Raw genomic sequence first — 12,458 nt, forward strand, 5'->3', positions numbered from 1 at the left:
TCTTCCGTTTTATACGTCGCTGTCGTCAGAACCGGTTTCTACTGCCTCGCTGTCTTCTTCAACAGCAGATGCATCTTCGCCTGCTGCGATTTCGATGCCTTCAGCACCTTCTTCGCCTTCAAGCTCTTCATCACCATTGTCGCCCAAATTGGACAGACGTTCGACAGCAACAACCTGTTCGTCTTCGGCTGTGCGGAACAAGGTAACCCCCTGTGTCTTGCGACCGGCAATGCGGATATCGTGTGTCGGCATACGGATGACCTTGCCACCATTGGTGACCATCATCAATTCGTCGCCTTCCTCGATCACGAAGGACGCCGCGACATTGCCGTTACGTTCCGACATTTCGATATTGGCAAAGCCCTGACCGCCACGGCCCGTAACACGGTACTCATAGGCAGATGTACGTTTGCCGTAACCGTTTTCGGTAACCGAAAGAATCAGCTGATCGCCCGCCAGAAGTTCGTCGTAACGCTCCTGCGAAAGGATTTCCAACGGCAAAGCATCATCAGCCGAGATTTCCTCGCGGCGCAGTTTGCTTGCAATCGAAAGATACTCGTCACGTTCTTCCATCGAGGCATGGTTGCCAAACAGAACGGACATCGCAATGACCGCATCCTCTTCTGCCAGGCGAATACCACGCACACCGACCGAATTACGACCGGTAAAGACACGAACGTCCCCGACGCGGAAACGAATGCATTTGCCCATACGGGTGGTCAGCAGAATATCGTCGTCATCGGTACAGGTCTGAACCGCAATCAGCTTGTCACCACGATCTTCTTCAAGCTTCATGGCAATCTTGCCGTTCGATTTCACATTCACGAAATCGGCAAGGCTGTTACGGCGTACATTCCCGGTCGAGGTGGCAAACATCACATGCAAGTTCGGCCATTCTTCCTCGTCAGGAAGCGGCAGAACCGTTGTGATATATTCGCCTTCCGACAGCGGCAGCAGGTTCACAAGCGCCTTGCCGCGCGATTGCGGCGTGCCCAGCGGCAGGCGCCAGACCTTCATCTTGTAGACCATCCCCTCGGAACTGAAGAACAGAACCGGGGTGTGGGTGTTGGCCACGAACAGCTTGGATACGAAATCCTCTTCGCGCGTTGCCATGCCCGAACGGCCCTTGCCCCCGCGACGCTGTGCGCGATAGGTCGACAACGGAACACGCTGGATATAACCGGTATGCGATACGGTCACGACCATATCTTCACGGGCAATCAGGTCTTCGATGTCGTGTTCGAACTCGGCTTCAAGGATTTCACTGCGACGTTCATTGGCAAACTCGTTGCGCATTTCCGTCAACTCATCCTTGAGGATGATCATCTTGCGTTCGCGCGAGCCAAGAATATCAAGGAAATCTTTGATCTTCTCGCCCAGCTCGGTCAATTCGGACGCGATTTTGTCACGTTCCAGACCGGTCAGGCGATGCAGACGCAGTTCAAGGATCGCGCGCGCCTGTGCTTCGGACAGCCTGTAATTGCCATCATCCGCACCAACCTGGTTCGGATCTGCAATCAGTTCGATCAGCGGGACAATATCGCCCGCCGGCCAACTGCGTTCCATCAGTTGTTCACGTGCAATCTGCGGATCGGCAGCAGCACGGATCAGACGGATGACTTCGTCAATGTTGGCCACGGCAATACCAAGACCCACCACGAGATGGGCGCGTTCACGTGCCTTTTTCAGCAAATGAATGGTCCGGCGGGTAATGACTTCTTCGCGGAATTCGACGAATGCCTGAATGATTTCCTTCAGGTTCATCAATTCCGGCTTGCCACGGTTCAGCGCCAGCATATTGACACCAAACGACGTCTGCAGGGCGGTAAAGCGGAACAACTGGTTCAAGACGACATCGGAAACCGCATCACGCTTCAGTTCGATCACCATGCGAACGCCCGAACGGTCAGACTCGTCACGTAGATCTGAAATACCTTCAAGCTTCTTGTCGCGAACCAGCTCGGCGATCTTTTCCATCAGGGTTGCCTTGTTCACCTGATAGGGAACTTCGGTAACGATGATGGCTTCACGGTTGGCTCGGATTTCCTCGACATGGGTACGTGCCCGCATGACGACAGAACCGCGGCCGGTCTTGAAGGCCGAATGAATGCCCGAACGGCCCAGGATCAGCGCACCGGTCGGGAAGTCCGGACCGTGTACAAATTCCATCAGTCCTTCGACCGTGATATCGGGGTTATCGACAACAGCCATACAGCCATCGATAACTTCGCCAAGGTTATGCGGCGGAATATTGGTTGCCATGCCGACCGCGATACCGCCCGCACCATTGACCAGCATGTTCGGAAAACGTGCTGGAAGAACCGATGGTTCCTTGGTCGTTTCGTCATAGTTATCGCGGAAATCGATGGTGTCTTTATCGATATCGTCAAGCAGATAATGTGCCGACTTGGCCATGCGGGCTTCGGTGTAACGCATGGCGGCGGCCTTGTCGCCGTCCATCGACCCGAAGTTGCCCTGCCCGTCAATCAGCGGCAGGCGCATGGAGAAATTCTGCGCCATGCGAACCATTGCGTCGTAAATCGCGCTATCACCATGCGGGTGGTATTTACCCATGACATCGCCGACCACACGGGCCGATTTACGGAACGGTTTATTCCATTCAAAGCCGTTTTCATGCATCGCATAAAGGATACGGCGGTGAACCGGTTTCAAACCGTCGCGGACGTCGGGCAGCGCACGGCTGACGATCACGCTCATTGCGTAATCAAGGTAGCTGCGGCGCATTTCGTGTTCGATGGATACCGGGAAAATATCGCGGCTATCTGGATTGGTCTCTTTGGTGGACAAAAGCCGTGACCTCTTAAACGCTTGATCAGAAATGCTTCAATCGGTGTGACATATAGACATATGCCTGACCAGTGAGCCGGAAAGTATCAGGTTTGTCCGGCACAAACAATATTGACAAATACCCCGGTTCCGGCATTACGCACAAACGACGGAAATAATCGTCTTTCGTGCAGTTTTCACCCGGCTGAAACGCTATTTTTTCGTGTCTGGTGCGGTCATGATCGGCGTGACCGGATCGCATTCCATCTCGGCGGTTCCGGCGTCCATTTCCGGCTTTTGCCCGAACCGTATCTGCGACACGGCAATCCCGGCCAGAATAATGCCAAGCGCAACCACGCTGGTTGGCTGCGGGATTTCCTGAAGCACAAGAAACCCGACCATTACACCGACGGCAGGCACAAGGTAATTGTTGAACACCACAAAACTCGCACCTGCCCGCGCAATCAGATACAGGATCAGAAACATTGCGATCCCGGTCGGGAAAATGCCAAGATAAATGATCGACAGGAACCCGTCCGGGTTCCATGTCATTCGCCATGGCTGATCGATAAACAGTGTAAAAGGCATCAGCATCAGCGCAGCAAAGGTCAGGATCACGGCCGACGATCCGACACGCGGCTGATCACGCAGATTGCGCGCCACCAGCGATGAAATCGCATAGCATACCGCCGCGATCAGAACCGCGATCTGAAAGATCAAATTCCCGCCCAATCCGGTCAGGGTTTCCGGCCCGACCAGAACAATCACACCAATCGTGCCCAGCACAACGCCCAACGCCTTGCCAGTCGACAGTTTTTCATCATCGGTGATGAAATGCGCCAGTGCTACCGTGGTCAACGGCACAACCGACATCAGGATCGCGGCCAGCCCGGCATCAATCTGTGTCTCGCCGTAACTGATCAGGAAAAATGGAACCGAATTTCCCAAAAGAGCGACAAAGAAAGTCGAAATCCAGGCGCGCCGTCCCTTGGGCAGGTCGCTTTTGCGGATAAAGGCAAAGCCCCATAACACAAGAGCAGCAACACCAAGCCGCCCGGCAGCAACCACCAGCGGCGAATAGGCATGTACCCCGATCTTGATGAAGGTGAAGGAACTCCCCCACATTAGAGCGAGCAAAAGCAGTAGCGCAAATTCACGAATTCCCGGACGTGTCATCTTCCCAGCCTATTCTTGCCACAGTTATTGGGCTTTATCGGAGTTCGAAAGCCAGATGACAGCGTTAGAGCCAGAAAACACCGGAATCAAGAAAATAGCAGAAAAATAGCCGTTGCAGCCCTTGGCCTGCGACCGGCCGAATGACCCATCAAAAGAAAAACAATGTTTTAGCGTCAAAAGACCCGCCGGATTTTGACGCAGCACAAGGCCTTTGCATCGCAAAGATGAAAAAAGACAATGGTTACAACTTATTTATTGCGAATGATTTTCAATCGCTTTATATTAAGTTCAACAAAATGAATGGGATGCGTGCAATGAAATATGTGGATCAGGAACTGACCATTGACGAAATGCTGGCCGACCCGATCGTTCAGACATTAATGCGTTATGATGGCATTTCTGCCAGTGACGTTCGTCACACGATTGATCAGGTTTTGCAAAATCGCCTGCCACAGCGCCCGGTTCGTCTACGCGGAAGCGGCGTCCCGGCTCATGACTGGCACCTGACGGGCCTTCGCCCGGATGCCGCATAATCCGGTCTGCTCAGGAATCGCTATCGTTTAACGACCAGTCATAATGATAGCCGCTGATTGGCAAATCATCGCCATGGACGCTTAGCCATGTTGCGAATTCCAGCCCGGCATATCGGGCCAGATGATCGGAAAATGCGGCATCGCTGTCGCCAAAATCGGACCGGTACCAGTCAAAAATCGACGATAGTTCGACCTCCGATCCATCCGGGGCCAGTTGCACGGCACGCTCGTCACGGATAAAAGCAAGAGCCGCCTTATCAAGTTGCTCTTCAATTCTATCGGCATCATAGGCACTTGCCGCCAACGCCGGACATCCCACCGAAGCACAATTCAGCGCATAATGAATGCGCGCATCCTGCCAGATCGGACGCAGAATGCGATGTTCGATATCATTCAGGCTGAGCTGCCTGCCCTCAACCACCAGAAGCTTCTTGTCCCATGGCCCGGATGAAAACAGGCCCGGTGAAATGTCGATGTCGCGAATGCTGTCGACAGGATAGTGATCAAGCACCACCGCAACTGTTTGCGCATTATAAAGATTGATCCAGAAGGCCATCTGCTGATCGCGGTTATAACCGTCAATCGCAATTGACTGCATGGCCGTCAGATACCCGCCAAGCTGCGCGCGGCTTGCGGTTTTGGCACTTGCGTAATCAAAGGTGGTAACACCTGGCGAAACCAGAACCAGATGATGATCCAGTATCACCTGCCAGGCAGAGTGATTGATCATGGCATCGCTTGTATCATCGTGGACCTGCCAAGCGGGCCACAGATCGGCATCTGGTGCGGCATTTGCAGCTACCGGTATCATCGCCCAAAGCAAAATCAGCACCGGTACAAAAAAACGCATCAATTCAGCATTTCCCCAAAACCACCCTGTGTGCGCCTGCACCCTATGGGGCAATCGACGCTCAGGGTCAGATCAAACTGCCGTGATGGCAGATCCGGCAATTATATACACTTAACCACAAGTTGATATATAATGCCCCCATGACACAAGCTGGTGCAATCCAGGTTATTCCCGGCAGTGGCGGGCAACTGGGGCAGGTTATTGCCGCACGTGCCCTTCCCGGCCCCGGGCAACAACCGGCAACCTCTGGTTCGGCTGGTAACGGTCTGGCTGTGCCACCGTCAAGGCCCGCCGCCGTCTCAATCCGGCCGTTAGGGACAGGCAATGCCGCCGAAACAACGACCCGTCCGGCTGCAACCGGCCCGACCGCATTGATCAACAGTACCGCATCAATCGTAACGATCATTCAGCAGCTTGATCCCCGCTCCCTTCCCGGCACCATCCCGCCCGAGACCCGAAACAGTGCCGCTCAACAACGCGAAACGCGTGAGGAAACACCTGAAAGTGCGCGCCCACCAACAAGCAACCCGGCCCTTCTGACCCACCGTGAACGTGAAATCGTGCGTGAATTGCAGGCGCGCGACGCAAATGTCCGGACCGAGGAAGAAAGCCATCAGACCCTTGCCGGTGCCAATGCCGGAATGATCAGTTACAGCTATACTGCCGGTCCTGACGGGCGGCTTTACGCCACCGGCGGCAAGGTCAGCATTCACCCGCTTCAGGGCCTTGACGGGATTGCCGCGATTGCCAACCAGGCTGCCATTTCGCGCGCGGCATCCATGCCCGGCACATCGTCGGCCGATTTCAATGTTGCGCAGGGCGCATCACGCAATATCAGTGCGATGATCGCAACACAGGCCATTGCGGCGGCCGAAAGTTATCGTATGTCTCTCGGACTGGGCAGCGCCACCAATCATTTGGATATCAGCGGCTGAATTCGCACGCAAACCGGTCGGCATCAGATTAAATCAAGTCTGGGCCTCGACCGCGGTCTTATCGATAACCGACCAGACCTCAAAAATTTTTCCATCCCGGAATTCGTAAAAAACGTTCTCCGAAAACGAAATTCTTTTCCCGTTCACGTTAACCCCAAGGAATTTTCCTTGGGGAGAACAGTGGAAATCAAGGCGACTGCCAACACGCTTTTCATCAGACACCAAGAATTTGATATTGAACCAAAGATCCGGGATATCTCGGAAATCGCGTTCGAGCATTGCCCGATACCCAGACAACCCAACATGCTCGCCATTGTACTGCACATCATCGTCAACAAATGTGCCAAGATTGTCCCAATCCTGACGGTTCAGACAATCAATGTATCCGCGGTAAATCTCAGCAAGATCAGGAATGCTCACACGCGCCCTCCCGTTGGTTATTTGCCATAGGGTCGTATCCCGAGAAGCCATGCAGATACGACAACAAGGCCTATTCCTTACGCATAGTACCAGTAAATCGGGAAGCCCGGATCAAACACCGTCACCGGACCATCACCGGTATCAATCTTGGCCGGGAATGTTGCCGCCTCGCTGCGCTTTTCCAGTGTAATCTTGTCGGCATTCAGCGGCAAACCATAGAATTGCGGGCCATTGACTGAGGCAAAGCCTTCAAGCTTGTCCAGTGCCCCTTCTTCCTCGAACACATGCGCCAGAAGCTGGACAGTATTATTGGCGGTAAAGATACCGGCACAGCCGCAGGCACTTTCCTTGCGGTCATCGGTATGCGGGGCCGAGTCAGTACCCAGGAAGAAACGCACATCACCGCTGGTTGCCGCCTTGCGCAGTGCCAGACGATGTTTTTCACGCTTTGCCACCGGCAAGCAATAGAAATGCGGATGAATGCCTCCAACCAGAATGGCATTGCGGTTAATGATCAGGTGGTGCGTGGTGATGGTCGCACCAAGGTTCTTGTCATTGGCCTTGACGTATTCGACACCGTCTTCGGTGGTGATATGTTCCATGATCACGCGCAATTCCGGCAAACGTTTGCGCAGCGGATCAAGAACGCGGTCGATGAACACTGCTTCACGGTCGAAAATATCAATCTCGGGATCGGTGACTTCGCCGTGCACGCAAAGCGGAATACCAAGACTTGCCATACGTTCCAGCACCGGCATCGCCTTGTCGAAATCACGCACCCCACTTGCCGAATTGGTCGTCGCCCCGGCCGGATACAGCTTCAACGCCGTGATCACGCCATTTCGATATCCCTCTTCGACATCGTCAGGATTGGTGCCTTCGGTCAGATAAAGCGTCATCAGCGGCGTAAAGTCATGCCCCTGCGGGATGACCGCGTTAATCCGGTCGCGATAGGCAATCGCATCCTCGGTCTTGACCACCGGCGGCACAAGGTTCGGCATAATGATCGCGCGCGCAAAATGTTCGCTGGTTTCGCCAATCACCCCTTCAAGCATCGCGCCATCGCGCAGATGCAAATGCCAGTCATCGGGACGGCGAAGGGTAATGCGATTTACTGAATTTGCGGACATGGGGGCGACCTCCTCGGAACCGGAACAAACGAATGGGCGCGAGCGCACAGGCTAACTAGCAGATCAGTCCCGGTTTTGGAATTGGAAAGCGGCCAGAAAGACAAAAGGCCAGGCATTTCTGCCTGACCTTTTCACATGGGGCGAGTGATGGGACTTGAACCCACGGCCCCCAGAGCCACAATCTGGTGCTCTAACCACCTGAGCTACACCCGCCGTCGTGTGGCGCGGTTTTTATCGCCGGGAGCCCCGGACGTCAAGCGCATATTTTTACTTTTTTGCCCCGTTTTCCCCGCAACTTCGCAAAGTCCCGCAAACCGGGCGACTGCGAGTTTTGTATCTGGTACTTATCATCACAACCAATCCCCCCGAACAGGCCCCCATCCGTTTGAACATCTTGCGCGATCAGGCAAGTCGGCTAATTAAATCAATTCAATATCTTGAACACGCCCGCCATTCCGGGCGAAATTAACACGGCACACAGACCCGAAACAGTCATGCGAGCCACAAAAGAGAAAACAATACGGAGTATCGGAATGAAGTGGGGCGTCATCAGCACGGCAAAGATCGGCACGGAAAAGGTCATTCCGGCTATGCAGGAAAGCGACAAGCTTGAAATTCTTGCTATTGCCGGACGTGATCTGGAAAAAACGCGTGAAACCGCCCAAAGCCTGCGCATTCCGCGCGCCTATGGCTCCTATGAGGAACTGCTGGCCGATCCGTCAATCGAAGCGGTGTATAATCCCCTGCCCAACCATCTGCATGTGGAATGGACGATCAAGGCGCTGGAAGCCGGTAAACACGTGCTGTGCGAAAAACCGATCGGACTGGACACCGAAGATGCCAAACGCCTGATCGCGGCGCGCGATAAAAGCGGCAAACACGTGCTTGAGGCCTTCATGGTCCGTCATCATCCGCAATGGCAGGAAGCCCGACGATTGGTCGAAAGCGGCCAGATCGGTGATGTCACCACAGTGCAAAGCATCTTTACCTATTTCAATGCCGACCCGAACAATGTGCGTAACAAAAAGGATATTGGCGGCGGCGGTTTGCTTGATATCGGCTGTTACTGCATCGTGGGCCCGCGCTATATCACCGGCAAGGAACCGGTGCGTGTGGTTTCCCTGATGGACAAGGATCCGAAATTCGGTACTGACCGTCTGGTTTCAGGCATACTCGATTTCGGAAGCGGCGTTCAGGCAAGCTTTGTTTGTGGCACACAGTCGGCCGCAGTGCAGCGTGTCCATATCCTTGGCACTGAAGGCCGGATTGAAATCATCATGCCGTTCAACCCGGTGCCGGAAAATCCGGCAGTGATCAGGGTCGGCACGCAAAAACAACCGGGTTTTGACGAAGCACGCGAAATCAAATTCCCGATCGGCAACCACTATACCCTGCAAGGCGAAAACGCGACGGCGATCTTTAACGACGAAAGCCCGGTCGATTACCCGATTGAAGACGGGATTGCCAATATGCAGATTTTGGATGCGCTGGCCCGCTCGGCACGTACCGGAAGCTGGGAAATGGTCAATTCCTGATCCTCTTCCCGACATCTGACAGATACAAAGGGCGCAACCGGTTGGCAGCGCCCTTTGTCGTCATATCCGGCACCGGAGCGGGGGCTTCGGAATTGTCCCGGACAATCAGAATTACCGGACTTTCGCCGCAGCCTGTTTTCTGTGTTCGGTTACGGGAATACCACCGACACCCCAGTTATCTGTTTCGACCTCGTCAATAACCACGAATGTGCTTGTACGGGGCTTACCGAGAACTTCGAACAAAAGGTCACTGACACCTGCGATCAGAGCCTGTTTTTCCTCGACCGTAGTGAGGGTTTCGCCTTTGGTGGTTCCTTCGCGGGTGATCTTGATATTCACATAAGGCATCATATCCTCCTTGGGCATTTGCCCGTTTTAAATAATCGGATCTACGTTGGAATTACCAGCGACCGGCGTGCTGGCCGCCATCGACATTCAATATCTCGCCGGTGACGAAATCGGCCTTTTCGAGATAGCGGATGGCATCAAGGATGTTTTCGACTTCGCCCATCCGACCCATCGGGTGCAGACCTTCAAAAAATTCAAAATTTTCCGGCGCATGCATCGGGGTTTTGATGATGCCCGGCGCAACCGCATTCACACGAACACCCTGCTTGGCATATTCAATCGCAAGCCCGCGGGTTACCGCATCCAGCCCGCCCTTTGTCAGGGTTGCCAGACCGGAAGGCACATCCGCCAACGCCTGATTGACCAGCGTCGTCGTGATCTGGACGATATGGCCACGCCCCTGTCGAAGCATCAGCGGAATAACGCGCTGCGTGATGTGGAAGAACCCGGCGACATTCACACGAAGGACATTGTCAAAATCCTCGACTGTGTATTGGTCAAACGGCTTGCTGATGAAAATACCGGCATTGTTGATCAGGGTATCGATCCGGCCAAACCGGTCCTGAGCGGTTTCAACGATTTTTGCGGCAACCGCGGGATCACCGATATCGCCCGCAACGGCAATGATGCCGTCATCCGCACTTGCCGCAATATTGCGCGAATTGGCAATAACGGCATAACCCTGCTGGCGATAGGAAGTAACAATTCCCGCTCCCATCCCTTGGGAGGCGCCGGTGACGATGGCAACCTTCTGTTCGTTACGCATGGTTTTATTCCTTTCGAATCTGAGCGAAAAGGGGCATCACGGCCATATCATCCGCCCACAGAATTTGAATTCGCCCCAACGGGCAACAACATTGCCACCGGTTTAAATTATTGCGCATTTCGTCGGAATTAGTGAAAAATGCAATTCAGCATTTCGATTTAAGGAACGAATAATGGATCGCATTGATGCGATGAAGGTTTTCATCTCCGCCCTTGATGAAGGCAGCCTTGCTGCGGCGGCACGAAAGCTTGGCCGGTCCCCGGCGGCGATCACACGTGCCCTGACATTTCTGGAAAATCATGTCGGTGTACAATTGCTGCACCGTTCCACGCGTGCGCTTCGTCTTAGCGAAGCAGGCGAACGCTATGCTGCGGCATGCCGTCGCATCCTGACCGATATCGAAGAAGCCGACCTTCTGGCAGAAAGCGAGACAAAGGCACCGCGCGGCCTGTTGACCGTAACTGCCCCGATCACCAGCGGGGCTGGCATCCTGCGCCCGATACTTGATGATTATCTTGACCTGCATCCGACGGTGCGGGCAAAGCTTCTGTTGCTTGACCGGATTGTCAGTCTTGTTGACGAAGGCATTGATGTGGGATTGCGCATCGCCCATCTGACTGACTCCAGCATGATAGCCATCCGCGTCGGTGAGGTCCGGCGCCTGCTGTGTGCTTCGCCGTCCTATCTGGATAACAATCCACCGATCCGCGAGATCGTGGATTTGGCTGGCCATCAATGCATTGCCAATTCCCAGTTAGGCGAAACCGGATGGTCCTTCCCCTCAAGAACTGCCGACCGTGCGCCGCGGGTCGTGCGTTTCACACCTCGCCTGATCGCCAACGGCATCGCTGGTACCCTGCCTTCTGCCGTGGAAGGAAAAGGGGTTACGCGGGCATATTCCTATCAGATTGCCGAACATGTCGAACGGGGCCAATTGCGGATATTACTGCCCGATGATGAAGAACCTCCCATCCCGGTTCATCTTGTCATCCCCGAGGGACGTCTATCCACGCCGCGTGTGCGCACCTTTGTCGATTATGTGGTTCCCCGCCTGAAGGCAGAGTTCAGCCGCAGGAATGCAATTTGCGCCGGAAGATAACGAGCAGTTTGTTCATGCCCCACCGGCAAACAGTGCTGATTTGGACTTTAATCGTGCAAACATGAATTCATTGAATGCGCGAATACGCGGCACGGCCTGCAAATCATGATGGATCAAAACCCACAGGTCATTACCCAGTCCGTTGATCGGTTTACCCAGCACCCGGATATTGGAGAAAGCTCGTGCCAGAAAATACGGTAAAACCGCCACACCCGCGCCGCTATCAACAAGACGTGCAACGTTCAAAAGCGAATTGCTGCGTAATGCCACCCGGCCATCAGCGAAGTTTTTATCGCGCCATCGGGCGGCAGCAATATGCGCGAGGCTTTCATCACAGGTGATCCATGGTGCGCTTTCCGGATCATCAAAAACATCCGATCCGCAAACCACCGATGTGATTGCACCGATCCTGCGTCCGACAAGGCTGCCGTCCGGTACGTTCGCCGGGCGGATAGCAATATCGGCGTCATGCCGGTTCAAATCATAAAAACGGTTATCGGTGACAACCTGCACTGTGATTTCGGGAAAGGCCGCGCCAAACGCGGCAATGTCAGGGGCCAGGATGGAATGAAGCAGTGTATCGGTGGTGGTCAGCCTGACCGTACCGCTGGGGCGGATATCCGTTCCTGCCAGCTTGCGCGACAAGACCGATAGTTCACCTTCCAGCTTTTCGGCAGTTTCAATCGCCACCTGCCCGGCATTGGTTGGCTGATAGTCGCCCTGATTACGCTCGAACAGTTTATTGCCCAATCGCCCTTCGATATCTGCAAGACGCCGAAACAGGGTTGAATGATGCAGTCCGGTTCGACGCGCGGCCTGCGTCACACTGCGTGCCCGCGCCACAGACAGAACCAGTCGCAGATCATCCCATTCCAGCAT

General features: G+C 54.3%; 12 protein-coding genes and 1 tRNA gene. 4 read left to right on the forward strand and 9 right to left on the reverse strand.

Translation table 11 applies throughout. The annotated features are described in order from the left end of the window. Positions 1 to 9 precede the first annotated feature (9 nt). Positions 10 to 2,808, reverse strand: a complete 2,799-nt coding sequence (gyrA, locus tag LG297_RS12975; protein ID WP_404420872.1) for a DNA gyrase subunit A — start codon at positions 2,806 to 2,808, stop codon at positions 10 to 12. A 192-nt stretch (positions 2,809 to 3,000) separates the two neighbouring features. Beyond that, positions 3,001 to 3,963, reverse strand: a complete 963-nt coding sequence (locus tag LG297_RS12980) for a DMT family transporter (protein WP_404420874.1) — start codon at positions 3,961 to 3,963, stop codon at positions 3,001 to 3,003. 140 nt (positions 3,964 to 4,103) lie between these two features. Between LG297_RS12980 and LG297_RS12985 the strand changes: the two genes are divergently transcribed. Further along, positions 4,104 to 4,496, forward strand: coding sequence for a hypothetical protein (locus tag LG297_RS12985; RefSeq protein ID WP_404420876.1), 393 nt, complete (start codon positions 4,104 to 4,106; stop codon positions 4,494 to 4,496). A gap of 10 nt (positions 4,497 to 4,506) precedes the next feature. Here the strand turns inward: LG297_RS12985 and LG297_RS12990 are convergent, their stop codons facing one another. Then, a complete protein-coding gene (locus tag LG297_RS12990) occupies positions 4,507 to 5,346 on the reverse strand; it encodes a DUF547 domain-containing protein (RefSeq protein ID WP_404420878.1) in 840 nt (279 codons plus the stop codon). Positions 5,347 to 5,486: 140 nt separating this feature from the next. Here LG297_RS12990 and LG297_RS12995 point away from each other — a divergent pair, with 140 nt between their 5' ends. Then, positions 5,487 to 6,281: a putative metalloprotease CJM1_0395 family protein gene (locus tag LG297_RS12995; protein ID WP_404420880.1), complete on the forward strand. Its 795-nt coding sequence runs from the start codon at positions 5,487 to 5,489 to the stop codon at positions 6,279 to 6,281. A 33-nt stretch (positions 6,282 to 6,314) separates the two neighbouring features. Here the strand turns inward: LG297_RS12995 and LG297_RS13000 are convergent, their stop codons facing one another. The 3 genes from LG297_RS13000 to LG297_RS13010 form a co-directional block, all read right to left on the reverse strand. Beyond that, positions 6,315 to 6,701, reverse strand: a complete 387-nt coding sequence (locus LG297_RS13000) for an ester cyclase (protein ID WP_404420882.1) — start codon at positions 6,699 to 6,701, stop codon at positions 6,315 to 6,317. 77 nt (positions 6,702 to 6,778) lie between these two features. Next, entirely contained in the window at positions 6,779 to 7,831 is a 1,053-nt protein-coding gene (gene pyrC, locus LG297_RS13005) for a dihydroorotase (RefSeq protein ID WP_404420884.1), read from the reverse strand. A gap of 136 nt (positions 7,832 to 7,967) precedes the next feature. Further along, positions 7,968 to 8,044: transfer RNA gene (locus LG297_RS13010), tRNA-His, on the reverse strand. A 320-nt stretch (positions 8,045 to 8,364) separates the two neighbouring features. Here LG297_RS13010 and LG297_RS13015 point away from each other — a divergent pair. Then, the gene (locus LG297_RS13015) at positions 8,365 to 9,366 is read left to right on the forward strand and encodes a Gfo/Idh/MocA family protein (protein WP_404420886.1); all 1,002 of its coding nucleotides are present in this window, start codon (positions 8,365 to 8,367) and stop codon (positions 9,364 to 9,366) included. Between the two features lie 111 nt (positions 9,367 to 9,477). On the opposite strand, the gene LG297_RS13020 is transcribed toward LG297_RS13015, so the two are convergent. Together LG297_RS13020 and LG297_RS13025 are read right to left on the reverse strand one after the other, a co-directional pair. Beyond that, on the reverse strand, positions 9,478 to 9,714 hold the full coding sequence (locus LG297_RS13020) for a 4-oxalocrotonate tautomerase family protein (protein ID WP_404420888.1): 237 nt from the start codon (positions 9,712 to 9,714) through the stop codon (positions 9,478 to 9,480). A gap of 52 nt (positions 9,715 to 9,766) precedes the next feature. Continuing rightward, the gene (locus LG297_RS13025; RefSeq protein WP_404420890.1) at positions 9,767 to 10,480 is read right to left on the reverse strand and encodes an SDR family NAD(P)-dependent oxidoreductase; all 714 of its coding nucleotides are present in this window, start codon (positions 10,478 to 10,480) and stop codon (positions 9,767 to 9,769) included. 172 nt (positions 10,481 to 10,652) lie between these two features. Here LG297_RS13025 and LG297_RS13030 point away from each other — a divergent pair, with 172 nt between their 5' ends. Further along, positions 10,653 to 11,579 carry a LysR family transcriptional regulator gene (locus tag LG297_RS13030; RefSeq protein WP_404420892.1) on the forward strand — a complete coding sequence of 309 codons (927 nt, stop codon included), beginning with the start codon at positions 10,653 to 10,655 and terminating at the stop codon, positions 11,577 to 11,579. 12 nt (positions 11,580 to 11,591) lie between these two features. Here the strand turns inward: LG297_RS13030 and LG297_RS13035 are convergent, their stop codons facing one another. Next, on the reverse strand, positions 11,592 to 12,458 hold the full coding sequence (locus LG297_RS13035; protein WP_404420894.1) for a LysR family transcriptional regulator: 867 nt from the start codon (positions 12,456 to 12,458) through the stop codon (positions 11,592 to 11,594).

This window comes from Thalassospira australica, assembly GCF_044790785.1.
Classification (GTDB): domain Bacteria; phylum Pseudomonadota; class Alphaproteobacteria; order Rhodospirillales; family Thalassospiraceae; genus Thalassospira; species Thalassospira australica_A.